Source organism: Yersinia alsatica, from assembly GCF_902170305.1.
Lineage (GTDB): Bacteria > Pseudomonadota > Gammaproteobacteria > Enterobacterales > Enterobacteriaceae > Yersinia > Yersinia alsatica.
Genome location: NZ_CABHWW010000029.1, coordinates 1 through 24,486, shown reverse-complemented (window position 1 = coordinate 24,486; position 24,486 = coordinate 1). Strand labels below are relative to the sequence as shown.

The following is a 24,486-nucleotide window of genomic DNA, read 5'->3' as shown; positions in this document are numbered from 1 at the left end:
ACCATCCACTGAGGCACGGGCGCTATAGCCAGACAGTCGCGACTCAGTGGTGCTTTTACTGTTGCCGTAACCGGCCATCAACCCCAGATGGAAACGATCTGCACCATTGTGGCTCCACTGGGCAATATCGCCGCCCAGTTGCATCACATAACGGTTACTTTGGGTGCGCAGTTGGTCTTGGGAATCGCGCGAGCGATTATGCCCACCTTCATTACGTAACCACAGACTGGTGACTTTCTGCTCGCCCGTCAGCGCATCAATATAGTGGGTTTCCCCCAAACGGTCATGCAGACGGGTGACAAACATATTATTGGCCGCGGCAAGGTTAGCACTGTAGCCACTGGCTTCCGGGCGCTCGATCATGGGTGGCGAAGGTTCGCCGGGAACATCGGGCCCTGGTACACTTATCGGAATAGAGCTTTGCAAATACCAGTTAGTATCATTGCTGCCAATGCCGCGGGCTAAATAATAATCATAAGCCCCGGCAACAATCCGCCCGCTTTGAGTAAACTCGCCAACCGAATTGCCGGATACAGTAATCAACTCAATGCCATTGAGGGTCTGTGCGCCACTGCCGCCCAGATTATTCACCTGCACAAAGGTGTTGCCGGAAGTATTGCCGCCGATAATCAATTTATCGGTGACGGAATCGTCATCTTCCAAAACCGAATTCATATTGAGCAAGCCATTGTTGCCAATATAATCACCGGTGATAGTTAAGGTGTTACCGCCAGTACCGCCAAAACTCACTGTTCCGCCATTATTGAGGGATTGGAGCATCTGGTTGTAGCCATCTAAATCCAGTGTGCCACCGGTATGGGTGGTGTAATCCGAAAGGGTACTGAAGACATTATCAGCACCGGCTTTAATGCTGCCGCCATTAATAGTGGTTGCACCGCTGTAGGAACTGGCAGTGGAAAGAGTCAGAGAATGCGGGCCATTTTGTGTCAGACTACCGGTGCCGGCAAGATCGAAATTCAGGGTGTAATCTTCACTGCGCTGGAAAATTAACTCGCCCTCATTTTGCACAGTACCATCAGGACCTTCAAAGGTTCCCTGGTCGTTGACGACTGTTTGACCTATAAGCTTGCCTCCGGTAGTGACTGTTAACATACCGGTATTATTTATTATTGAACCATTGGCGATACCATCGCTTTGGATAGATTGATGGCTATTATCATTAATCGTGGTGTTGTTTGAGAAACCACCATAAATGACTTCTTGAAAGCTATTGCCATTCATTATGGTGCCGTTGACAACCCCCCCGACATGGATATATAGCTCCGCATCGTCATTCATGATGGTGCCGTAGGCAGTACCATATTCGGTGACAACTTGGGCTCCTTGAATATTCAATGTGGTGTTGTAGGCAATGCCACTCTCGTAGACATATTGTTGCCCACGACCATTAATAGTAGTGCCGTTTGCGATACCATTACCCCAGACCGTTTGCTGCCCAAGACCATAAATCGTGGTATTGTTGGCAATGCCACCTGCTCGTATTTCTTGTCTGTCCCTGTCATTCAGAATTTCCCCGGTCACTTCCTGCCCGATAACCTCGGGAGTAAATGCCATGAGCGAGGGACTACCTAATACACTGCAAATGAGAATGGCTAATGCTGATATCTTTGTACGCGGGTACTGATATATCAATTTCCCCCTGCAAATAGCAGTTACAGGGCATTTAATTGAATTGTTTTTTTTGCTCATATCTAAAAAGACCTTTAATAATAATTTCACTGGTGAAATAGAATGAGAAAAATATAACTTCATGATACTCATCGATAAATTAATTTTATTGAATTTTTTGGCTGATATTTTAAAGAAAACAAACCTGGAATTAACATATTTTCAATCAATTCAACCAAAATATATTATATGTTTGTTATAATTATTTACATATATAATATACTATTTCCACATATTGAATTAACAATTTCAGAGCGGATATGAGATGCGGCCATTTATTTGTAGGAAATATCCCAAACTAAAAAGGGTTTTTCATTAATACATTATTCATCATCGTGTTATGAAATGTATTAACACGGAAACTAACATTTACTATTCCCATTGAGTGGTTAATAAGTTGTATCTACCAGTCGGGCCTGCAGTCCCACATTAATAAATAGTAAGCATCAACAAACTCTCATTCAGTAGCCAAAAACTCGAGGTAATCCGCTCGTGTTTTTATCTGTGTGAAACGAGCAAAACTAAGTGCGTGGTATTGCTCAAGCCATCGAAGCTAATAATTACATTGAGTCAAATTTTCAACCTGTAACTTTGCCTGAGAGGCTTCCAGCTCCGGCATCTATAGATCTCAATGTGAATTCAGTCGCTATCTGGCTGAAATTATACCCAGTCATTAAACAGCCGGGAGTTAGCTAAAAATACGATGAAGAGGCGGCTCCTTCAGATTAGATACATTAATCAGAAATTTGGCAAAATGCAGATTGAAGCTATTACCACAAAACATATTGCCGATTTTATTAATACCTATGCCGCAGTGGGTAAGAGTTTAATGGTGGTTAATTCACGGTCTGTTTTATCCGATGTTTCGCATTTATATTATGATCTAATAGCGCTAATTTCCCTTCTATTGAAATCGTAGCAATGAATATTTCGCTCCCCTAAATGGGCATAAATGCTGAAGCATCACATAAAAATGAGCGGCGAGAACGAACACTTTGGCGGCCAGTGTTCATCTAATGGCGTGGTTATCGATACACATGGCAACGGCCAAGTGCAGTGCGGTCATGATAGGACATTAGGGATAAAATAAGCTTCTACTAATTAGACAGTTAGATATTTCTTTAGCCGGGTATCTTCGGGAGTATCCTTAAGTAGTGACCTTCTTTACCTTGCTAATTTGGCTATGCATTGACCATCCATCGTGCTAAATTATACCCAAATGGGTATAATTTGACGCATGGATTAGCGGATGAAACCACTTTATTGGGTTGGTAGTAGTAAGAAGGACCTTCAATCTTTACCTGAAGACGTACAGGATATTTTCGGCTACGGCCTTCATTTGTCGCAAATGGGGGGTAAACATTCGCAGGCTAAGCCATTGAAAGGCTTTGGTGGTGCTGGCGTATTGGAAGTTGTTGAAGATTACATCGATGATACTTATCGGGCGGTTTACACCGTCAAATTCGGACATGCAGTGTATGTACTACATGCTTTCCAAAAAAAGTCCTCGTCAGGGATCACCACACCTAAACCCGATATGGATAAGATCCGCGAGCGGCTAAAAATCGCAGAGAGCCACGCTAAAGGAGCATAATATGAGCCATGATATTGAAGCCAGCAGCGGCAATATTTATGCCGATCTTGGTAAAGAGAATGCTGAAGAAATGCAGGTTAAGGCACAACTTGCCACTACGATCGGCAACATTATTAAGGGCCGTCGCCTGACGCAAGAACAGGCAGCCAAACTACTCGGAATGACCCAGCCTAAGCTGTCTAATATGTTGCGCGGGCAATTCAGAGGTATCAGTGAAGCTAAAATGCTGGAATGCCTGACTCGTTTAGGGCGAGATGTGCAAATTGTGGTAGGGAAACCACGCCGCACGCCGGGTAGCCTGAAAGTGGTATTTGCCTGATAATCTTGACAGCCCGATGACTCGGGCTGTTTTCACTTTCTCTATTGTCCCCCCCACACATCCCTTCTGACATGCCATCCGCGCTCATTAGCGGCAAACTACCCCGAACACGATAGTGCACATCAACACCAACACTGCCCCCTATATTGACTGGCCGAAACCGCCACAATAGCGCGTGTTTTGTCGAAAGAATACGGGTTTTAACATGGCGTTGAATGACGGTTCGTCAGGCTGCCCGTTTCTCTCGCAAAAGCGGTATAAACACGCGCAATTGAAACCTGTAACACATTATTTTAACAGAAAATAATGTTTGTCCTAAAGTGATGTTGGCTCATTGCTCAGTAGGATCTCATCGGGTTATAGTCGCTCCGCAGCTATAAAATCCTTTACCGGACTTTCTGGTCCGGTCTATAGCAAGGCGCATGACGTAAATACAGCAACACCGACAATAAGTAGCAAGGGTGCACTGGGCGGGGGTATCGGATTCTCTGTTGCCCCTGCTCAGTTCATCCCCTTAGCATCAGAAAACCGCGCCGCGATGTCCCAAACAGCATCCACGGAGAAATAACCCAACCCAATAACTCGATGGCTGGTGCGGCCCCGTCTTAGTACAAGGAAGCACGTATGACGATTGCAGAGAAACTGAAGTTAGAAGGCTTCAAAGAGGGTTTTATGGAAGGATTTATTGATAGCTACCAGAAAAGTCATCGGGAAACACTCTTGCAGATTGCCCGCGCATTATTGGCCGAAGGTGTTGATCGCACTCTGGTCAAGGAAGTCACGGGTCTACGCGATGAAGATCTGACGCAGTAAGGTAATACTTTCACTAAAAGTTTTCCGACCCACGAGGATAAACTTATGACCATTGCACAGAAGTTGGAAAAAAAGGGCGAAATCAGAGGTGAGAAGAAGGCCACCTTGAAAATTGTCCAGACTATGTTAGCTAACGGTCTTGACCGTGCCACAGTAATGAAGTTGACCGGTCTGAGCGATAAAGAGCTGGCACAACTTAGCCACTAAGTTGCCACTAACTCACCGACTAAAATCGTAAATCTAATGGGCGATGTTATCCTCAACCTTGCCTAGCTTTTGTTATTTGTCATCCTCACCAGTCTGAATTATTCTTTACCGCTTCCTATTAATATCCGCTATAACTACCTATTTTAACTGCAAAAAATGTTTGTCCTAAAATGCTCCCAGCTCATTGCACGGCGAAACGCCACTGGGCTATAGTCACGCCGCAGCAGCAAAATCTGCTGCCGGGTTTGGAACCCCGTTTTTCAACAGGACGCATAGTGGTTTAAATGGCTATTATGTGTAGGCACGGCTACATCTGTAAAACAATGGTGAGCTGGGTGGGGGCATCGCAAGATGCGCCGGATTCTCTGTTGACCGGTAGTTCCAACCTTGCTCAGTTCACCACCCATTATGAGATTGGAACCTCAAGGTGGTGAGTTTAAAAACTACTACAGAGAGGTTGTCATCATGGATTTGACGACTAAGTGCCTATCGCTATTTACCCATAATAATATTATTCCCTCCTTGCAAGTACTTCCGTTTGCCTTTCTGCTAATGGGGGTGCCCCATGTACGATGACACTCCTCGCGAAGCCGAAGAACTTATCGACCACTGTCGCGCGCTGATTTATGCCATCGTGACACTGGACAGAGCCGATGTTAAAGAGGTGCTTTCATTGCTTTTGTGGCAACAAATTGATGCTTTGCACGGCACTTATGCGCGGGATATTGCAGAACTGACCAACACGTAAGCGACCCGAATTATTCAAAATATAACTTGAATAGATAAGAGGTGATTGTAACAACTGTATGAGTTGTGCCCAAACCCGCACAACTCTCCTCTTTCCCCCTCTCCAGCCTGAGTTATTCTTTATCGCTTTCTATTAGTTACGCCTATAACTCATTATTTTAACAGGAAAATGTTTGTCCTAAAGTGAGGCTAAGTGATTGCTCACACTGATCCCCATGACTATCATCGCCGGATGAAAACGACCCCTACACCTCATGATGCTTTTTTTAAAAATTTCGTGACCAAACCCAAAACGGCTTATGATCTGTTGGATATTCACCTGCCACCCGCCCTGCGGAAAATCTGTGACCTGAAAACAATGCGGCTGGAGCCGGGCAGCTTTATCGAGAATGACCTGCGCGCTTATTACTCTGATGTACTCTACTCGCTAAAAATGCAGGGGCAGGATGGCTATGTTTACGCCCTGATCGAACATCAAAGCTCCCCTGACAAGCATATGGCTTTTCGCCTGATGCGCTATGCCATTGCCGCGATGCAAAGCCATCTTGATGCCGGACATGATAAACTGCCGCTGGTTATCCCTATTTTGTTCTACCATGGGCTGATTACGCCATACCCGTATCCAATGAGCTGGCTGCAAGCATTCAGTGAGCCGACACTGGCCAGACAACTGTATGGCAGTAATTTCCCACTGATTGATGTGACAGTGATCCCCGATGACGAAATCATGACACACAAGCATATCGCCGTGCTGGAACTGTTACAGAAACACATCCGCCATCGCGACCTGTCTGAGTTATCGGATAAATTGGTCATGCTATTATCGAATGGTTACACGACGGATGATCAGCTAATATCTATGGTCAATTACATGCTACAGGTGGGTGATACGGCTGCGCCGGAACAATTTATCTGGGATTTGGCTCACCGACTGCCGCAACACGAGGATAAACTTATGACCATTGCACAGAAGTTGGAAAAAAAGGGCGAAATCAGAGGTGAAATCAAAGGTGAAATCAGAGGTGAAATCAGAGGTGAGAAGAAGGCCACCTTGAAAATTGTCCAGACTATGTTAGCTAACGGTCTTGACCGTGCCACAGTAATGAAGTTGACTGGTCTGAGCGATAAAGAGCTGGCACAACTTAGCCACTAAGTTGCCACTAACTCACCGACTAAAATCGTAAATCTAATGGGCGATGTTATCCTCAACCTTGCCTAGCTTTTGTTATTTGTCATCCTCACCAGTCTGAATTATTCTTTACCGCTTCCTATTAATATCCGCTATAACTCCCTATTTTAACTGCAAAAAATGTTTGTCCTAAAATGCTCCCAGCTCATTGCACGGCGAAACGCCACTGGGCTATAGTCACGCCGCAGCGGCAAAATCTGCTGCCGGGTTTGGAACTCCGGAAATTACCAAAGCGCACGACCGTAGACACGGCTATTATGTGCGGGCACAGTGACACCTGTAATATGCAAGAAACGGTGAACTGGGTGGGGGCATCGCAAGATGCGCCGGGTTCTTTGGTAACCGGTAGTTCCAACCTCGCTCAGTTCACCACCCATAAAGAGATTGGAACCTCAAGGTGGTGATTAGTCCCCCTACCAAAGAGGTAGTCATCATGGATCTGACGACTAAACACCTGTCATTATTGACCTGCACTATCGTTGCTATTCCCATACCTGTTGCTTCATCTACCCCTCTGCTGCCGGAGGTGCCCCATGTACGATGACACCCCCCGCGAAGCCGAAGAACTTATCGACCACTGTCGCGCGCTGATTTATGCCATCGTGACACTGGACAGAGCCGATGTTAAAGAGGTGCTTTCATTGCTTTTGTGGCAACAAATTGATGCGTTACACAGCACTTATGCGCGGGATATCAATGTGCCATTGGATAGTACCAAACCACCTAGAAATTAATGCTGCACGACTATTCACATAAGCATTACTAGATTAAAAGGTGTACATAGTACATAAAATGCAATTGCTATGTGTACTCTGTACACGTATTATAAGGATGACAGATGACACGGATGACGGATAACAAGTCAGGAAAGGTAATGTTTACGTTCATTGAACTATCTAACTTCAGTAGACGACGACCAACACTACTTACTGATGATGAGTTTAGGGAGTTTCAAGAAACCCTCATTAACAATCCTGAAATGGGAGATACTATTTCTGGTTCAGGAGGTTTTAGGAAAGTGCGCTGGAGCCGTCAAGGAACGGGAAAACGTGGCGGTATCAGAATGATATATTTTAATGTCACTCGCAAAGGGCGTATCTATCTGGCATTAATTTATCCTAAAAATGAGCTGGACAATTTAACGGAAGAGCAGAAAAAAACACTGAAGCAATTGTCAGACAAGCTAAGTTAGTTACACAATATATTATTTTGTAGTTAATGATTTTTACTGGGAATCATTCCCGCGCCAAAGGGCGGAGAAGAATTATGAAAGATGAATTGTTTGCCGAGCTGCTGGCCAGTGCAGAGGAAATGGTAAAAATTGAAAACGGTGAACTGACACCTAAGCCAGAGCATATTCACACTTTTACCGATATTGATGTAAAAGCTATACGCGAGACGACTGGGTTAAAACAACAGGATTTCGCATTGGCAATTGGTGTCAGCTATGACTTGGTGAAAAGCTGGGAGAGTAGGAGACGACAACCAGTAGGTGCAGCTCGTAAGCTACTTATTTTATTGAAAACAAATCCATTTATAATCAACCACATTAAGTCTGCATAATACAAGCCGTGCCTCATTATATTCAATGAGGCACGCAGTTATTCACTTACAATAATAAAAGCAGTCATCATATTCTGAGATAAGAGCAATTGAATTATGTAATCGGAGTTATGGTTATCTGCTGAATATTGTGTAGAAAAATATATGCAATGAAAGCCAGTTAAAGAACAAGCGGCCTTCATGAAATTTTAATTAATGACTTACCGTTTTACTTCCAAATCGATCACGTCAATACATCTTTGAGCAATAGAATGGTTTGAGGCCGTATGCCACTCACCGTCACGAACGGCAACATCTTTCAATTTGGCAATTTCAATGCATCTCCAGTTATCTGTAGAGTCACGAGTAATCACCCCCTGACGACTTGTACCTGCGAATTGAAAGCATATCGCCTGTTCTTTACCATTTTTCGTTCCGATTGCATGTGGGCATAATTCACGATAATGCCCATTATACATAGCTGTTATTTGCTGTTTCTTTTCTATTGCATTTCTGACCAGTTGGTATGTAGTCATTTAATCATCCTAATGATTATATTAAATATGGCAAATGCCACTCGCTACAATAACTGTTAATTGCAAATCCCTTTGGTCTGGCATCACACTTTCGAATTATATATAAAAATATTTAATATGAGTTGTGCCCAAACCCGCACAACTCTCCCCCGCAGCTTAATCAGCTGATCCCTGCCATCCTACTCTCCCCCACCCACGGAGAGTTGCCACATGGCGGATTATCATCATGGTGTGCGAGTGCTCGAAATCAACGATGGCACCCGCGTTATTTCCACGGTTTCTACCGCCGTTGTCGGTATGGTCTGCACTGGCGATGATGCCGATGCAGCAACATTCCCGCTCAACACGCCGGTATTAATCACTGATCTGTTGGCCGCAGCCGCTAAGGCTGGCACAAAAGGCACACTGGCGGCATCACTGCTGGCGATTGCTGAACAGGCCCGACCGGTCACCATTGTGGTGCGCGTTGCCACTGGCAGTAACGAGACCGGAACCACGACTAATATTATCGGCGGGGTTGACCAGAATGGCCGCTATACCGGCATGAAAGCGCTGTTAGATGCGCAGTCTGTTACCGGTGTGCGCCCGCGTATTCTTGGTGTGCCAGGACTGGATAGTTTGCCCGTGTCGACCGCTCTGGCAGGTATCTGTCAGCAGTTGCGTGCTTTTGGTTATATCAGCGCCTATGGCTGCAAAACCAGCAAGGAAGCGTTGAAATACCGCGAAAATTTCAGTCAGCGCGAGTTGATGCTGATTTGGCCGAATTTTCTGAGCTGGAACACCTCCACCAACCGCAGCAGCGTAGCTTATACCACCGCTCGCGCCCTCGGCTTACGGGCCAAAATCGACCAACAACAGGGTTGGCATAAAACCCTGTCTAACGTCGGCGTGAATGGCGTAACCGGTATCTCTGCCAGCGTCTATTGGGATCTACAGACCGTCGGTACGGACGCCGACCTGCTAAACAAAGCCAGCGTGACAACGCTAATCCGTAAAGACGGCTTCAAGTTTTGGGGTTCGCGCACCTGCTCCGATGATCCGCTGTTTGCCTTTGAGAACTACACCCGTACCGCGCAGATTTTGGCTGACACTATGGCCGAGGCTCAGCTCTGGGCGATTGACCGCCCTATCCACCCCACGTTAGTCCGAGACATGATCGGTAGCATCAATGCCAAATTACGCGAGATGAAATCTGCCGGGCTGATTATCGATGGCAGTTGCTGGTATGACGACAACGCCAACGATAAAGATACCCTGAAAGCCGGCAAACTGTTTATTGATTACGACTACACGCCAGTGCCACCACTGGAGAACCTCACCCTACGCCAGCGCATCACCGATAAGTATCTGGTGAACTTTACTACCACCATCAACCGCTAAGGAACCCTGACCTATGGCTCTGCCATGCAAACTGAAATTGATGAATCTGTTTAACGATGGCCGCGATTACATGGGGATAGTCTCTTCCGTCACTCTGCCAAAACTCACGCGCAAGCTGGAGAACTATCGTGGCGGCGGGATGAATGGCGTCGCGCCGATTGATTTAGGTCTGGACGATGACGCATTGGTGATGGAGTGGTCAATGGGCGGCCTCGATGAGTTGGTATTGCAGCAATGGGGCGCGGCCAAAGTTGACGCGGTTCCACTGCGTTTTGCCGGAGCCTATCAGCGTGATGATTCCGCTGAAGTGATGGCGGTAGAAGTTGAAATACGAGGCCGTCATAAAGAAATTGATAGCGGTGAGGCCAAACAAGGAGAAGACACCGAAAGTAAAATATTCACCCAATGCACCTATTACAAACTGACCATTGACGGCAAGGCAGTGATCGAAATTGACGTGGTTAACCTGATTGAACGGGTTAACGGTGTCGACCTGCTGAAAGCCCAACGCAAGGCCATTGGCCGCTAATCTAATAGGAACAGACATGAAAAATGCTACCGCTAACGAGAATGCCGTCATGCTGGATACCCCGCTCAAACGCGGCGATACCCTGATCACTGAAATCGAAATTATCCGCCCCAACGCCGGAACCCTACGCGGGGTACGGCTAGCCGATGTGGCTAATTCCGATGTCGATGCGCTGATGATAGTGTTGCCCCGCATCACTTATCCCTCACTCACCACCGCAGAATGCAGCCGCTTAGAGCTACCGGATTTAGTGGCACTGGCCGGTAAGGTGATCAGTTTTTTGTCGCCGAAACAGGAAGCGTAAAGCTCGATCCTATGCTGGAAGTTGACGACCTGATGGCGGACATTGCCGCCATTTTTCACTGGACACCCTCGGAGTGTTGGGCCATGAGCCTCAGCGAACTGGTGCGCTGGCGTCATAAAGCCTTGCTACGCAGTGGAGCCGTAAACCATGAGTAAAAACTTGCAGCTAAAAGTATTGCTCAAGGCGGTAGACCAAGCCAGCCGCCCGTTTAAAGCCATTCAATCCGCCAGTCAGTCCCTCACCGGCGATATCCGCAACACCCAAAGCAGCATCAAAGCGCTTGATGCGCAGGCAGCAAAAATTGAGGGTTTCCGTAAGGCCAGCGCCCAACTGGCGGTCACCGGGCAGGTATTAAAAAAAGCCAAAGCCGATGCAACGGCATTCGCCATTGCATTGAAAAACACCGAGAAGCCCACCGCGCAACAAGTCCGGCTGATGGAGGGTGCCAGACGCGCAGCCACTAACTTGCAAACTCAATACAACGGTTTGCGCCTGTCAGTACAGCGCCAACGCGATGCTCTGACGGCGAGCGGCATCGCCAGCAAAAACCTGAGCACTGAGCAACGCCGATTACGCAACAGTGCCGCCGAAGCTACAGCCGTCCTGACCCGCCAACGGCAAGAGTTGCAACGCCTGAGCCAGAAACAAGAGCAGCTCAACCGTGTCACTCAGCGCTACCAGCAAGGCAAAGCGGCGACTGAAACGGTACGCAATGCCAGTGCCGCCAGTTTTGGTGTGGCAAGCACCGGTCTGTATGGCACGGCAAAACTGATTGCACCAGGGATCCAGTTCGACAGCCAGATGTCTGGCACTCAGGCAATTTTAGGGCTGGAGAAACACAACGCCAAACTGGCCGCCATTCGTCAACAGGCGCGTGATATCGGCGGTTCAACCGCCTTTTCCCCCACCGACGTAGCACGAACACAAGACACACTGGCGCGTTCCGGCTATGACGCTGATGCCATTTTGGCCGCCACCGAGCCAACAGTAAATCTATCGCTGGCCTCCGGCGTCGATATTGCCCAGGCGGCAGGCATTGTCACCAATATGCAATCGGCGTTTAACCTGCCACTTAACCAGATCAGACGTGTATCTGATGTGATGGCGAAAGGTTTTACCAACTCGAATACCAATCTAACCGAGCTGGGTGAGGCGATGAAATATGTCGCTCCGATTGCCGAGGCCGCCGGAGCCAGTATTGAAGACACCACCGCGTTACTCGGCGTGCTAGCCGATAACGGTATTAAAGGCAGTATGGCAGGTACCAGCACCAGCGCGGTGTTTAGCCGATTACAAGCACCAGTCGGGCAAGCACCCGCCGCACTGAAAGAACTGGGTATTACGACCCGCGACGACAAAGGCAATATGTTGCCCGTGGCGAAAATACTCAAAGATATTGACCGCTCGTTTAAAAAGAACCAGTTAGGCACCGCGCAGCAAGCCGAATACCTAAAAGTGATTTTCGGTGAGGAAGCGATGAAAGGCGCAGTGAAACTGGTGGCAGCGGCCGGTGATGGCAAACTGGTTGAGAAGAAAAGCAAATTAATGTTGGCCGATGGCACCGCGCAAGCTATCGCTACGGTCAGAATGGACAACCTCGACGGCGACCTGAAAAAATTCAGCTCATCATGGGCCGATTTGCGTATTGAGATATTTGAGGAGCAAAACACTGCCCTGCGCCAACTGATCATGACTGCAACCGACTGGCTGGTGAATGTCGCTGCATGGGCTAAGAAAAATCCAGAGCTGGTCGCCACACTGACCAAAGTGACTGGTGCGGCGTTGTCACTGGTTGCCGGGCTGGGTGCACTGGGTCTGATTGTATGGCCGGTGATGGCGGGGTTTAACCTGCTGTTGGCCGGGGCTGGCCTGTTGAGCACCGGTTTTTCACTGATGGCTGGAACCATTGCCGCCGCGCTCACGGCGCTGACATGGCCGATAGTGGCAGTAGTTGCGGCCATTGTGGCCGGCGGCCTGCTTATCCGTAAATACTGGGAGCCTATCAGCGCCTTTATTGCTGGCGTGGCCGAGGGCTTTACCGCTGCCATGGGGCCAATCAGTGCCGCGTTTGAGCCGCTCAAACCGGTGTTTAACTGGTTTAGTGACAAGGTAAAACTGCTTTCGAACGGGTTCGCTGACCTGATCAAACCGGTTAAAGCTACACAGCAAACCTTAGATGTGGCGACCAACGCAGGCAAGTTATTTGGCGAGGGGCTGGCTAAACTGGAGATTATCTGTAAGGGCTTAGGTAACCCGATTGCAGCCGATATCACACCGAAAGATTGGGCGCACTATCGTGACCAGCGGCTAAGAGGAGAAATAAATAACGGCTACAGCACCAGCCTGCGTACCCGCATGGTTACCACCGGTACGGTAAACAGTGAACAGGCTTATTTGCGCGCGGTGTTTAATGAGTTAACGCGGCTGGGCGAATGGAGCCACCCTAACCCACTGACCAATATACGCGAGTTCGATCAACCCGAGCGGGAAATGGCGTGGCTGAATGACGATCAGATTGATAGCCTATTAGCCGCCTGTGATTTGCACGGCAATCCTGAATTAACTCTCATCGTGCGTTTGTGTTTATCCACCGGTGCCCGCTGGAATGAAATTGCCAAAATAAAAGCTTCGCAAGTTTCCCCCAATAAAATCACCTTTATTAATACTAAAGGTAAAAAGAACCGCACTATTCCCCTATCAGAAGATATATATCAAGCGCTCGCAGCTCGCAAAGGCAAACCGTTCGAACCTTGTTATAAACAGTTCTATCGGGTTATTCGGTTAGCACAGATTGAGCTGCCAGTTGGACAAATGACCCACGTTCTCCGCCATACTTTTGCCAGCCATTTTATGATGGCCGGTGGCAATATCATCGTGCTGCAACGCATCCTCGGCCATTCAGATATTCGGGTCACCATGCGCTACTCTCACTTCGCGCCAGACCACCTGGAAGACGCTATTCACTTCAACCCATTAGCCCGATTTGAGAGTGGCTGCAAAGTGGCGATAGCGGATGAAATAGCAAGCAATGAAGAGTAACGGGGTGTGGGGTAAGTGACTGATATTTATGTATATGGTTGATTTTAAAAGATGAATAAAAAAAGACCGAATACGATTCCTAAAGGTGAGAATTCTTAAGTTTATCTATATAAAACAACAAGATAATCAGAGTTATGACCTTTAGTACACGTTAAAGACCATCCTTTAAAGTCCCATATGATCAAACAGTTATCAATTATTTCGAAAATGCTCGGGAAAATTTGGGGCGCTAAAATGAGGAAAACATGACATCGACACTATTTATAGTCTGCCTAATACTCGCCGCCATAATGATCACCATCCACCCTGCTCTCTGTATTCCTTTTGTTATCGCTGCTTACTTGCTGGCGGGTAAAGGCAATATGCATATGAACAGTAATACAAGCATTATTTTAGGAATAGTTGGAGTCTTTATGTTGCTGTTTTTGTTTGTGATAGCAAAAGACTTGCTGATGTAACACAAAAATTAATCTCACGTCTTGAATTATTGAAAATAATACTGTATAAATACACAGTATAATTTGAATCATTAGAGCGATTAAATACTCATTATGTGCACGTAGCACACTTTTATGGAATGTGCTTATAGAATAATTCTGAAGTTAACTCTATGATAAATAATCTTTATCATATGACTCCTTTGGATGTTCCAATATGCAAATGTATGCGCTAAGAGTTTTTTTGCGGCCACAAGATAATGATTTATTCAAATCTTCTAATGTAATTAAGGATATAAGGCACTTCGAACAGGCTTTAATTTTTGCATCAGAGGAGAATATTAAGGCAAAAAAGACTCCGTCAGCGTTACCCCCTAAAAAATACTCCCTTAAAATTAGTATTTCGCCAAGTGATGGAATTATGGCAGGCATCGTGTCTAAGGGCTTAAAGATCTATGGACATGATGAAAATTTTGAAGAGTATGATGTTGACAATTATCCACCTATCATGTGGTTTTGGGATCAGACCGAGCAAATCTTGCTGGTTGAGAAAAAAACTCAGTTATTTAAGAATGCCGAAGCAACAGCAAAGGCTTTCGAAGATTTGGCAAATAACCAATTACTAGCTGAAGCTGGATTGCGAGCATACATACAACCGTGCCTTGAGGAAGACGATTTTTGGAAAGAGTACGCTAGTTACCAGTTTGTTGAAAAAGTAGAGTTTAACTTAGTCACACCGAACCTTTTTGGTGAAACAAAAGAGGAGCTTCGCAAATCTCTTAATGATGTTGTTGAAGAAACGAACGCATCTTGCTTCACTGCTGTTTTCGAGAACAGAGATGGAAACCTGAAGCTTAAAAACTCCCATTGGGTAGAAAATTTAATCAGCTGGGTCAAGGATGGAGGTGGTATGTGGTCTATGAAAGGTAAAAAAAGTAAAAATAGTAAATACACAACAGCTTCAAGTAGCCAAACAGCTAAACTTATTGTTGTTGATGGAAAAATTTCCGAGGTAGAACTAAACAACTATAGTGCTGAGGATATAAGATTTTTGTTAGAAAATAAAAGAGATGAATACACGTTTAAAGGTGATGCAATTGAAAACGATAATAAAATTAATAGTTAGCTTTTTAATATGTTTGATTTTTGCATCAACTGATAAGGCAGCATTTATATTTATAGAACAGGCAACCCCTGGTATAATAGGCTCAATATTAGGTGGTATTGCAGCTGGTATAGCTGTTATTTTTGGGATATTGGCAACATTAAGGATTGATCCCGCTAAAACTAATAGCTTTAATAAATTTCTCGTGCTTTTAGAAAAAGACCTGAAAATTTTAGTGCTATGTTTAGCTGGTTCTATATTATTACCCTATATTCGTGTAACAGGGATACCTCTAGTATCATACCCTGCGCATGAGCTTATTCCATCACGTGATCGTTTAATTACAGCTTTAGAGCTTTTTACTGTTTTCATTTCTTTATCTCTTATTATTGAGGTTGTTAGCATCATGTTCACTGTTATAAAGATATCTTTTAAAAATATAACAATTTCCTCATCAGAAAAATAGGTCTAGATAGCGTCACCATATTAATTTCATCACTTACTGTAAATATAGAATTATGATATTTAAAAGTAATTAGTGAAAACCTCTCAAAGTATAGATCCACTATCTACTTCGCCTTCTAAACCAGTTTATTTATGCTGTCATCGCTGCCTCGACTCTTTCTCGTGTCGGTTCAGAGGCTAAAATATGATCACTTCGAACCTAATCTGGACATCCGTTATGGGTGGGCATAAACCCTAGGGTCACGATAGATTAACTTGTCTTCTATCCTATAGGTTGTCACTGCTTACTTATTGACAGGTGGCAGTAACACAATATCATCGGATTTATTCTGTTATTAGCTCTATTCGTCATTGTGAATGATGCCCTCAAATAATTGCTGATACTGTAATATGAATTAGTCGCTACCGAATCTGACAGTCATCTAAGTACAATGAGTAAACATAACATTGTGATATGTTAATCAATTGGGAGCAGGCCACAAAGTGTCCTGTTAGGCGAAAGTAGCGAGAATAGAGCAGAAAACACCAAGCCTTGATTAGACACAAGGATATCAAAGCGTAAATTCTTTTAGTTAAAAAAGAAGGCTAAAAAATGACCAAAAATACAGGTAAGGCATATGAAGAGTTTGTTGGAGCCATACAGCAAAGCCTAATAAATGCTGAAGGAATGTCTCATTTAAAGAATATTAATGTTGAAGTAAATAAAAAAATAGAGGATAGAAATGGAATAGTTAGGCAGTTTGATGTTTATTGGGAGTTTGCATTAGGGGGTATGAGTATAAAAGCGTAATCGAGTGCAAGGATTATGCTTCTACTATAACTATAGATAAGATCGATGCTTTCATTGGGAAGACGCTAGACATTCCCGGCCTTCGACTTATCTATGCAACAAAGACCGGTTATCAAAGCGGAACAAAGAAAAAAGCGGAGCAACATAAAATAGACCTCCTTATTGTTCGCGAAGCTGAAAATGAAGATTGGCGTGCACCTGATGGGACTCCATTAGTCAAAATAATCAATCTAAATATTGTCGCAATTAGCCCACCAAGAATCAATTCATTCTCTCCTCTTGTTGATGCTTGTTGGTTAGAGTCTCAACCAGAGTTAGATGTAAATGTTATAAACGAAAGATTCAATAGAACTCTCAATAATGCCATTTTCATTTCCAATGAGATTAATGGGGAAAGAATTTCACTTTTTGACCTAGCAGACTCACTAGCTACAAAAATACCTGACATCCAGTATGGAAAAGGGACTTACAATGAAGAGTTGCATGATTCGTATCTTGAATCTGAAAGTGGTGATTTAAGAATCAAACTCAGTGGTTATAATCTCGAGTATCAGTACAATGAACCAGCAATAATAACCTCCGTTATTGATTACTCTACAGCTCTGTTGGGCATCGTTCACAACTATATTTCTGGCACCAAGCAGATGGTTTTTAAAGATGGTATGGTTAAGTAGTGATTCTTTGAACTGCTCCCACACGAGGTTACTACAGAGTAGGCTGTCGTGACAAAATTGCTTAGCTCAAAGGTTAATAAATTAGGGAGCTCTTTCAAACTCCCTTTTTAATTACTTATTAAAATACGGATTCGCCCACTCAACTGCCTGCTGTACCAGCTTATTTCTGGTTGCCACCATTCTGTCGATTCTTTCCCATTTATATTCTGAGGCTCAAATGCGAGCACTTTGTGACCAATTTAAGTATTCATTCTGTCTTGTTGTAAGCCCTAGATTCACGATAAATCACTTATTCCCCTAACCCATCTGTTATCGCTGCTTACCTGTTGGCAGGTAAAGGCAATATGCACATGGATAGTAATACGAACATCATTTTAGGAATAACTTCATCTATAATAATGCTCTTTTTTTGTGTTGTGGTATGGAACCTTATTAAATGATAGGGTTAGTTCAAACTAACAGAATTATATAATACGTGAGCAATTTTTTCAGTTCGCTCTTTTACCTTTGCTTCGTCCCAATCTGCTTCGGCAATAAATGTCTTTTCAAGAGGATATATTAACTCACTCAAAATCTTATACTTTCTTTTAACATCTAAATTATTCAAAATAGAACTATTTGTTTTGTCATCTATAAGCAATAAATTTCCGATACTACCCACAACACTTTCCTTTCCGCCATTTTTCAACTCTGATTCAGAAATGTAGTGTTCTAAGGTTAAGAAATCATGATCTATATTTAGACAATTTATAGCTTCACCTAACTGTTTAGAAAGTGCGTATTTAATTATATTTTTACTTCTTGTTTTATTTGATATGTAATTTAACTCAATAAAATTAACATGGAATTCTTCATAACTAGGCAGTTTCTTACTCAGCGATCTGAATAAAGAGCTTAAAACACTCTGTACCTCATCAACATTGTTTGACTTAGTAAGTCTAATTGCATGTTCAGAATATATTGTTGATATCATACCCGAAGAACGTTGAGATGTTACCGCATTAAATACAAAATGAAAATATTCTATTTTTGTAAGTGCCGTTTTTAAATTCCGTAAATTTAAATTACCTTTTTTCCATGATCTTAGCAAGGCTAAAACCATTGAGGATTGTTGTTTAACCTTAAAAGAATTTAATGCTACTAGAGAGTCTTTAACTCCACGTTCTTCCTTACTCCACAAATTATTATTAGGATTAAGCATCATTTGATAATACGGTGCTACATGTGCAAGTGTTTGGAGCAATTGCAAAGACTTGTCACCATCCTCGCCTAGATGTGCTTTTACTTCTGAAAATAATTTTTTTTCCGTCGTATAATTATATTCAGACAACCAAAAATGGAGCAAGTATGTATCTATTATTTGCTCCCCATAATTATTATCAAATATAGACACTAATCTATTCCATATTTCTTTCGCTGAATCGAATCTATTGTTAGTCGATTTTAATTTCTTTAAAAATAAATTTTTTACTAAATCTGATGTTTTTAAGTCTCTCCCTCTGGCATTAAGAGTTTCAAAAATCAAATATGCATCTTCTTCATTATCCAATTGTATAAAAACTAGTTTTAATGCTAACACCTTGTCACGAATATCTTTTAATTTTTGGATCGGATCATCCACACCTGAAGGAAACATATCTAGTTGACTTAAGTTAGGCTCATTTATTTCAGGTATTAGCTCAAGTAGTTTTGTAAAAATAAATTCAAAAGCATTCTTAAGGTTTTTTTCTTCCATTCCGACATCACAAGGAACATCATCTTTTTTGAAGGACTGAACAACTCCTTGTAAAAAAGGAAAAGATGTTTCTGAGTTTAAAATAAATTCGTTTTCGTTATCTACATTAGCTTTTTCAATATACTTATGAATCCCTTTAGCCAAATTATCTTGGCCTAGCTTAATGAATGAATCTCGTATTGCGGATAAAATTATAGTTATCGTTGTTAATCGTTGTTGCCCATCTACTATACCAAAATAGGGTTTCTTGGATTGATACACGACCATTGAACCGATGAAATAACTCTCGGGGTTATTCTTAATTACATCATCCCAAAAATTTTCGACCTCTTCCCTTTCCCATGAGTAAGGTCTTTGAAATCTAGGAATTTGGAAATATCCCAGTGAAAAAATATCCTGAACATCCTTATCGTTAGCCTCAATCTTCATGGTACCCCCACAAAAAAATAGTTTACTCCATGATTTTATACACATTCTTTAATATTGATAGTCTAATAGTTTAGATTTTCTTGAGGTTAACCTTAATAAGGTGATGGACATCCCATAAATATTATCTATCAAAATACCCATTCACCCTTTCCACCGCCTGCTGTACCAGTTTATTTCTTGTTGCCATCAGTCGGTCAATTTTTTCTCTTTTCTGATCCGCCGTTAATATCCTGTCCCGCCTCATCATTTCAATCTGGGCATTCAGTGCTTTCACTTGTTTCTGCGTCGCTGTTAGCCCCTGACGCTGCGATAATTTCCCTCTATTTTCCTCTATCAATTCATTGGCATCATCGCCACGGCCCTGTTTTCGGAAGCTGTTAATAGTGCTGTTTATCTGATTGGCTTCAGTCATCATGCGGTAAAAATCTTCGGTGAACTGGGTAGACTTAGCTGGATCGGAGCCACGGAAGAAGGATTTAATCACCGGCAGTTCATCCAGGCGCATGGCCGGAGTTTCGCCGTAGTCTTTCAGGTTACGCATCAGCAAATTGGTCGCGCCCATAACATAACCGCCCAGGCTGCCTGTGTAGCCCATCACAATGTGATCCAGCATCTTTGGTGACATATTTGTAGCCTCACCCACTTCGCGCATCAGCAGGCTGGTCTGGTCATTATAACGGGCTCCCGCAATCAAATTACTGTCGGCCATGTTCTCGATCGGCCCACCTTTGAAGAAATCATAGTTAACATAAGCCTCGGCAATCGGCATGGCGACTTGCGGGATCGGGTTGAATGCCATGGTTTCCATAAAGTTATGCGCCACCAGCTTGCCGAATTTAGCTCCGGTATCTTTACCACCCAGCGCACGAACAAATCGCTCTGGCAAGGTGCCGAACATCAGGCCAATTTCGAATGGTTTCGGGAAACGGATATGCTGATCACCAATCCATGCATGCCAATAAGTGTCTTTATCCCAGTCCTGTAGCTCTTCATAACGCTTATCGTCCCAATTTAGCGCCATCAGTGCCAGAGAGGCCGCCGTAATCATGCCGCCGCGCTTCAACACTTCACGCGGGTTCTCTTTGATACCACGGCCTAATTTACTCAGCCCCTGCATGCGGGCGTTGAAGAACGGCAGCATATCACTCAGGTTAATCATGATATTGCTGGCCCCCATCATGCTAAAGTCCATCAAGTCACGTGATTCAAATGCTGCCAGCGCCTTACTTTTGCCCGATTTAATGGCGGCTTCATACGTGGCCAGCCATTCATTCTTTGTCACAGCAAACCATCCTGACCTGAGTCGCGCACGCCTTTCACTGCTTCGCTGAGTGGTGTTGTGATGCCCTTGCCTTCTGAGGTTAATTTCTCTGTCTCTGCCTTTAATTTTGCAGTGGCCGCTTTAATACGATAGGTGTCTGCGGTTAAGCGCGGCACATTGACCGCATCCAGCCTCAACTTACTCAAACTGTTTTCTATCGACTCAATACGACCAATGTTTCTATCCAAAGCCGACTCAGCCTTTAACAGCTTGTCGTACAGCTCAATTCGAGCTTCAACAGACTCAGCAGCAACTAAATCCTCATGGATCTTGCGCATGGTTTTGGTGACTGACAACGCACGAGCGCGAGTGAATATCAGTTCGTCATGTAGATCTGAGCCCTCAGCAGCTTCAAACAAATCATCAGCATTCAGATAGCGGGCATAAGCACCATGTTTTCTGGCTGCCTGATTGCCCGGAGTAAAAGCGCCAACCGGATTGGGATTACCTGCATTACCTTCTGAATGACGGTTGCCTTTGGTGAATTGTCCGTTGCCAGATCTGCCGGAGTTCGGTTTCTCGCTTGGCTCAGGCACGGGATCGCTGTCATCGTCTGTGTGAGATGATAATTTATGTTCTTCCTCTTTCGCGTCATCACTGTTTGCGCACTGTTGCGCAGTGATATCGGATTGCGCATTGTGCGTAGTTCTACGTGGTTTCTTTTGCGCAGACTGCGCAGCGCGAGGTTTGATGTAGCGGCGTGCAGATTGATAATTGAGTCCATGCTGTTCACACCATTGCTGAGCAGTAATCCCTGTATCTGCGTTATCAGCCAGAAAGGCAGCTTGTAACGCTTCCCAATCATGCTTTGCCATAGTGTTCTATTGGTCTGTTGTGGGCCATTATTGAGCCACCTCTTGGGAAGTGACTCTGTAATGACTGGCTCCAGCTCATTTATCCCCACTAGGTTGTTGTGATGGCAGACTGCGAATTGATTCTCTATCGTTGTTGGCCCGGTCTAGCAGAGTCAGTAACGGGTCAATCCACAGCACTGCTTGGCGATATGTCATTCTGTTGGGGGAAGTGGTACCAGTAAGGGTTCCGTCAGGTTGGCCGGGATCGCGCATTGCCCTGGCACGTAAACCGTTCGTATAGTCGTACATCCGCTGAGCAGTAGCGTCAGGGATATACCGATCAGCACATTCCTCAGTTTTGAGGTCTTTGCGGTTTTCAATTTGCCTTTCCTCACTTTTGGCGGCAATGGTGACGTTATAGCTACCGGCCTGTGCAGCTATCACATTGGAGCGCTGGAACTGAAAAGCCTGTAGTGCTTGGATTGATTTTGATTCATCCAGCTCACTTTGCAGTTGTGATAATTGCCCATCCTTCTCGACAGCAGCTTTGTGGAAATAGAAAGCGGTCGCGCCAAGGCACAGGATCACCACCAGCAGAACGCTGGCAATCGCGATAAGTAGTTTTGTGGACATATCAGGATCCGGGCTTAAAGCCGTTTACTGTGAAAAAGCAGGGGTAATGGCATACACCAGTGATTCAGATTTCACGTAGCGTTACCAAAATGACTCAAAAGTAGGTATTACTAGCTAATTTATAAGGGTTTTATGGCATCAGGCATAATTCGCGCTCGACTTCACGACGATTGACTAACCCCTTCCAAACCTTGCCACCTGCCTTAATCCATCGGCGTAACTCATCGCACGCGCCCGATGTATCGCCACGGTTGAGCTTTTTCACCATAGTGGAATGGGTCATGGCAGTAATACCGACGTTGTAGCCAAATGATGCCAGGGCAGCTTTGCGGAAGTCAGACATTGGAACTTTCACGATACGGTCGATGGCAGCGAATACAAGTATCAGGTCTTGGTGTAGCAAAGCATCGCATTCAGCATCGCTATACCGTTTGCTGGGAATAATGTCTTTGCCAGTGTGGCCATCGCAGACTGTGAGCACGCCGACCACATCTCGATAAGGCACATATTCGCGCCCTTCTAATCCGTCATGGCCGCCAATCAGTGCAACTGCGATAGCCATAGCGCCCCCCGCGACAACACTGGCAACTTTCGTCATTAGTCGTTGGGAGATTGCCATTACTTCGTTCCCCGGATGATGGCGTATCCTTCGCGGGCTGCTTTCTCTATGGCTTTGGTTTGTCGCCGTTGCCAATAGGCGTTTAAGAAGAATGTGGCGACACAGATGATAATACCGATAACTACGGCCCAGTCATTGAGGGTTAAGTCATTCAACAACCTCCCTAACTTGCCAATAATCACCATCATCACCCCTGTAATATATGAAGCCAAGGATGTTTTTTCAGGCATTTTCATGCTCCACCTCCCCGGTTTGGGGAAATAAAAAAGCCTGCTGGGCGAACCATGCAGGCTTTCGGGGTAGTCAGGACTGACCGGAACTGACCAATAAAAAACCGGAGCAGCTTTTAAGCATACTCCGGCATCTTTCGGAAATTTAGCGCGTATTTATCATTCAGTCAATGGAGGGTATTGCAAAAGATTATTATTCATCAACGCAATAACCACCGTCATTTGCTGATTGTGATTATTCGCTCCTTCAGGGAATACCCTTTTAGCTTCAACCCATAATTTAGATGCTGAATATTGCTTGCTGGGATCAGCTAAGATTATTTTTGCTCCCTCGATAGCGTAATCTTTATTTGGACTATTTTTGTTCAAGTAACAGTCAGGTGGTATCCCTTTAACCCAACCATTTTCACATAAGCCGAGAAATGCAGATCTAGGGCATCCTTTTTCACGGCTAACTTTACTTGTCGTAAAAAAAGTTATCTGCCGTAACCATGACTCATCTAAATCTTGACCGCGAATATAATGCTTCACCACCTCTACTGCTGTATCACCATATATTCCCATGTCAATCCCCGATTTCTTCACTCATTCGTTGCTTGAGAATCTCAGCAGCTTCGGACTCTTCAATCAACAACCAGTTCATGCATTCTTTAACCAGTGGCACATATTGCGCAGCCCATTCCCCAGTCGGTATCTCAGCCCCTATGATGCCCATGGATTTGCGCAGATGCTCCATTGTTGGCGGTATACGGCCACTGCCGTCGCACTCGTTGCAGGTTTCAGGATGAAGTCGCAGAGTTTTACCGGCACCATGGCAACGTGGGCAGACTTGCGTTACCGCTGCCTGCTGATTGGCCCATGCCCGCAAGGCGCCACGTTCTGTTTTGATTTTTGACTGTAGGGCTTTTATATCGTTTGCCAGTAATGCGATAGCACCATCATCAAGAGCCTGGGCTTTATCTCGTTCCAATAATTTGATTTGCTGCTGAAGCCCTTCAATGACTTTTCTTGCCATCCCTGTGCGGGATCCGTAGCGCCGGAGTAAAGCTGAGATTTGTTCTATCTGTGCTGGCAGATTCCGATCTAAAACTATATTCAGCGCTAACTGGCAGGCAGCAATGGCTCGAGGGGGATGCGGTCGCTTATGCAGCCATATACTTATAGCGGCCCGTATACGTTGCTCAGCTTTACAATCAGTGCGGTATTTGGTCATTAAAATATCGAATCCGATAGGGTGTATATGCTGGCAGGTAGCGAAAGTCCCTAATATCTGGTCTTTAGTCAGAACTGCACGGCGATATGCTTGTGTGTCATGATTTCGTCATCGGGGATCACTGTCACATCAATCAGTGGGAAATTACTGCCA

At 44.6% G+C, this 24,486-nt stretch carries 30 protein-coding genes and 3 pseudogenes; 22 read left to right on the top strand and 11 right to left on the bottom strand.

Annotation, left to right across the window (positions count from 1 at the left end; translation table 11 throughout):
• A partial coding sequence (locus FTA96_RS23735) for an autotransporter outer membrane beta-barrel domain-containing protein (protein ID WP_186372902.1) occupies positions 1–1,575 on the bottom strand: 1,575 nt, incomplete at its 3' end.
• An 811-nt stretch (positions 1,576–2,386) separates the two neighbouring features.
• Here FTA96_RS23735 and FTA96_RS23805 point away from each other — a divergent pair.
• The 11 genes and pseudogenes from FTA96_RS23805 to nadS all read left to right on the top strand — a co-directional run.
• Positions 2,387–2,608, top strand: a pseudogene (locus tag FTA96_RS23805) (tyrosine-type recombinase/integrase); the annotation flags it as partial.
• Positions 2,609–2,641: 33 nt separating this feature from the next.
• Positions 2,642–2,779: a baseplate assembly protein gene (locus tag FTA96_RS18905; RefSeq protein WP_235896004.1), complete on the top strand. Its 138-nt coding sequence runs from the start codon at positions 2,642–2,644 to the stop codon at positions 2,777–2,779.
• Between the two features lie 159 nt (positions 2,780–2,938).
• Positions 2,939–3,283, top strand: a complete 345-nt coding sequence (locus tag FTA96_RS18900; protein WP_050135324.1) for a type II toxin-antitoxin system RelE/ParE family toxin — start codon at positions 2,939–2,941, stop codon at positions 3,281–3,283.
• Between the two features lies 1 nt (position 3,284).
• A complete protein-coding gene (locus FTA96_RS18895) occupies positions 3,285–3,602 on the top strand; it encodes a helix-turn-helix domain-containing protein (protein WP_050135326.1) in 318 nt (105 codons plus the stop codon).
• Between the two features lie 624 nt (positions 3,603–4,226).
• Positions 4,227–4,415 carry an RpnC/YadD family protein gene (locus tag FTA96_RS18890; protein ID WP_145574573.1) on the top strand — a complete coding sequence of 63 codons (189 nt, stop codon included), beginning with the start codon at positions 4,227–4,229 and terminating at the stop codon, positions 4,413–4,415.
• A 24-nt stretch (positions 4,416–4,439) separates the two neighbouring features.
• Positions 4,440–4,622: pseudogene (locus FTA96_RS18885) on the top strand (ISNCY family transposase); the annotation flags it as partial.
• A gap of 565 nt (positions 4,623–5,187) precedes the next feature.
• The gene (locus tag FTA96_RS18875) at positions 5,188–5,370 is read left to right on the top strand and encodes a hypothetical protein (RefSeq protein ID WP_134957655.1); all 183 of its coding nucleotides are present in this window, start codon (positions 5,188–5,190) and stop codon (positions 5,368–5,370) included.
• 231 nt (positions 5,371–5,601) lie between these two features.
• Complete coding sequence (locus FTA96_RS18870) at positions 5,602–6,522, top strand: Rpn family recombination-promoting nuclease/putative transposase (protein ID WP_145574571.1); 921 nt, start codon at positions 5,602–5,604, stop codon at positions 6,520–6,522.
• A 569-nt stretch (positions 6,523–7,091) separates the two neighbouring features.
• Positions 7,092–7,292: a hypothetical protein gene (locus tag FTA96_RS18865; protein WP_186372901.1), complete on the top strand. Its 201-nt coding sequence runs from the start codon at positions 7,092–7,094 to the stop codon at positions 7,290–7,292.
• Between the two features lie 140 nt (positions 7,293–7,432).
• Positions 7,433–7,750, top strand: coding sequence for a type II toxin-antitoxin system RelE/ParE family toxin (locus FTA96_RS18860; protein ID WP_050121413.1), 318 nt, complete (start codon positions 7,433–7,435; stop codon positions 7,748–7,750).
• A gap of 74 nt (positions 7,751–7,824) precedes the next feature.
• Complete coding sequence (nadS, locus tag FTA96_RS18855; protein WP_050152174.1) at positions 7,825–8,121, top strand: NadS family protein; 297 nt, start codon at positions 7,825–7,827, stop codon at positions 8,119–8,121.
• A 200-nt stretch (positions 8,122–8,321) separates the two neighbouring features.
• On the opposite strand, the gene FTA96_RS18850 is transcribed toward nadS, so the two are convergent.
• Entirely contained in the window at positions 8,322–8,636 is a 315-nt protein-coding gene (locus tag FTA96_RS18850; RefSeq protein WP_145574568.1) for a hypothetical protein, read from the bottom strand.
• Positions 8,637–8,846: 210 nt separating this feature from the next.
• On the opposite strand from FTA96_RS18850, the gene FTA96_RS18845 reads away from it, so the two are divergent.
• The 11 genes and pseudogenes from FTA96_RS18845 to FTA96_RS18800 all read left to right on the top strand — a co-directional run bounded on the left by FTA96_RS18845 (position 8,847) and on the right by FTA96_RS18800 (position 17,359).
• Positions 8,847–10,016: a phage tail sheath protein gene (locus FTA96_RS18845; RefSeq protein WP_145574566.1), complete on the top strand. Its 1,170-nt coding sequence runs from the start codon at positions 8,847–8,849 to the stop codon at positions 10,014–10,016.
• A 13-nt stretch (positions 10,017–10,029) separates the two neighbouring features.
• Positions 10,030–10,545 (top strand): phage major tail tube protein, encoded by a 516-nt coding sequence (locus FTA96_RS18840; RefSeq protein WP_145509367.1) that lies wholly within the window; start codon positions 10,030–10,032, stop codon positions 10,543–10,545.
• 16 nt (positions 10,546–10,561) lie between these two features.
• Positions 10,562–10,849: a phage tail assembly protein gene (locus tag FTA96_RS18835; protein WP_050166910.1), complete on the top strand. Its 288-nt coding sequence runs from the start codon at positions 10,562–10,564 to the stop codon at positions 10,847–10,849.
• Positions 10,850–10,881: 32 nt separating this feature from the next.
• Entirely contained in the window at positions 10,882–11,004 is a 123-nt protein-coding gene (locus tag FTA96_RS18830) for a GpE family phage tail protein (protein ID WP_145509371.1), read from the top strand.
• A pseudogene (locus tag FTA96_RS18825) lies at positions 10,997–13,309 on the top strand (phage tail tape measure protein); the annotation flags it as partial. The gene FTA96_RS18830 and the pseudogene FTA96_RS18825, both read left to right, overlap by 8 nt.
• A gap of 30 nt (positions 13,310–13,339) precedes the next feature.
• Positions 13,340–13,888: a tyrosine-type recombinase/integrase gene (locus FTA96_RS23590; RefSeq protein ID WP_235897545.1), complete on the top strand. Its 549-nt coding sequence runs from the start codon at positions 13,340–13,342 to the stop codon at positions 13,886–13,888.
• Positions 13,889–14,133: 245 nt separating this feature from the next.
• Positions 14,134–14,346 carry a hypothetical protein gene (locus FTA96_RS18820; protein WP_145574563.1) on the top strand — a complete coding sequence of 71 codons (213 nt, stop codon included), beginning with the start codon at positions 14,134–14,136 and terminating at the stop codon, positions 14,344–14,346.
• A gap of 196 nt (positions 14,347–14,542) precedes the next feature.
• On the top strand, positions 14,543–15,451 hold the full coding sequence (locus tag FTA96_RS18815) for a hypothetical protein (RefSeq protein ID WP_145574562.1): 909 nt from the start codon (positions 14,543–14,545) through the stop codon (positions 15,449–15,451).
• The gene (locus FTA96_RS18810; protein ID WP_145574578.1) at positions 15,417–15,896 is read left to right on the top strand and encodes a hypothetical protein; all 480 of its coding nucleotides are present in this window, start codon (positions 15,417–15,419) and stop codon (positions 15,894–15,896) included. Before FTA96_RS18815 ends, FTA96_RS18810 begins: the two co-directional genes overlap by 35 nt.
• A 591-nt stretch (positions 15,897–16,487) precedes the next feature.
• Positions 16,488–16,685 carry a hypothetical protein gene (locus tag FTA96_RS18805; RefSeq protein WP_145574560.1) on the top strand — a complete coding sequence of 66 codons (198 nt, stop codon included), beginning with the start codon at positions 16,488–16,490 and terminating at the stop codon, positions 16,683–16,685.
• Complete coding sequence (locus tag FTA96_RS18800; protein ID WP_145574558.1) at positions 16,646–17,359, top strand: hypothetical protein; 714 nt, start codon at positions 16,646–16,648, stop codon at positions 17,357–17,359. The genes FTA96_RS18805 and FTA96_RS18800 overlap by 40 nt, the downstream gene beginning before the upstream one ends.
• A gap of 445 nt (positions 17,360–17,804) precedes the next feature.
• On the opposite strand, the gene FTA96_RS18790 is transcribed toward FTA96_RS18800, so the two are convergent.
• The 9 genes from FTA96_RS18790 to FTA96_RS23585 form a co-directional block, all read right to left on the bottom strand.
• Positions 17,805–19,523 carry a DUF262 domain-containing protein gene (locus FTA96_RS18790; protein ID WP_145574556.1) on the bottom strand — a complete coding sequence of 573 codons (1,719 nt, stop codon included), beginning with the start codon at positions 19,521–19,523 and terminating at the stop codon, positions 17,805–17,807.
• 121 nt (positions 19,524–19,644) lie between these two features.
• The gene (locus tag FTA96_RS23330; protein ID WP_222424317.1) at positions 19,645–20,805 is read right to left on the bottom strand and encodes an LPD38 domain-containing protein; all 1,161 of its coding nucleotides are present in this window, start codon (positions 20,803–20,805) and stop codon (positions 19,645–19,647) included.
• On the bottom strand, positions 20,802–21,659 hold the full coding sequence (locus FTA96_RS18780; protein WP_145574554.1) for a terminase: 858 nt from the start codon (positions 21,657–21,659) through the stop codon (positions 20,802–20,804). Before FTA96_RS18780 ends, FTA96_RS23330 begins: the two co-directional genes overlap by 4 nt.
• A gap of 75 nt (positions 21,660–21,734) precedes the next feature.
• A complete protein-coding gene (locus FTA96_RS18775) occupies positions 21,735–22,271 on the bottom strand; it encodes a DUF2570 domain-containing protein (protein ID WP_145574552.1) in 537 nt (178 codons plus the stop codon).
• Positions 22,272–22,401: 130 nt separating this feature from the next.
• Positions 22,402–22,884: a lysozyme gene (locus FTA96_RS18770; RefSeq protein ID WP_391592633.1), complete on the bottom strand. Its 483-nt coding sequence runs from the start codon at positions 22,882–22,884 to the stop codon at positions 22,402–22,404.
• 5 nt (positions 22,885–22,889) lie between these two features.
• Positions 22,890–23,120, bottom strand: a complete 231-nt coding sequence (locus FTA96_RS18765; RefSeq protein ID WP_145543923.1) for an HP1 family phage holin — start codon at positions 23,118–23,120, stop codon at positions 22,890–22,892.
• A 159-nt stretch (positions 23,121–23,279) separates the two neighbouring features.
• Positions 23,280–23,684, bottom strand: a complete 405-nt coding sequence (locus FTA96_RS18760; RefSeq protein WP_145574548.1) for a DUF6979 family protein — start codon at positions 23,682–23,684, stop codon at positions 23,280–23,282.
• Between the two features lies 1 nt (position 23,685).
• Positions 23,686–24,360 carry a TIGR02642 family protein gene (locus FTA96_RS18755; RefSeq protein WP_235897542.1) on the bottom strand — a complete coding sequence of 225 codons (675 nt, stop codon included), beginning with the start codon at positions 24,358–24,360 and terminating at the stop codon, positions 23,686–23,688.
• A 41-nt stretch (positions 24,361–24,401) separates the two neighbouring features.
• Positions 24,402–24,455, bottom strand: a complete 54-nt coding sequence (locus FTA96_RS23585) for a hypothetical protein (RefSeq protein ID WP_235897538.1) — start codon at positions 24,453–24,455, stop codon at positions 24,402–24,404.
• Between the last annotated feature and the right edge of the window lie 31 nt (positions 24,456–24,486).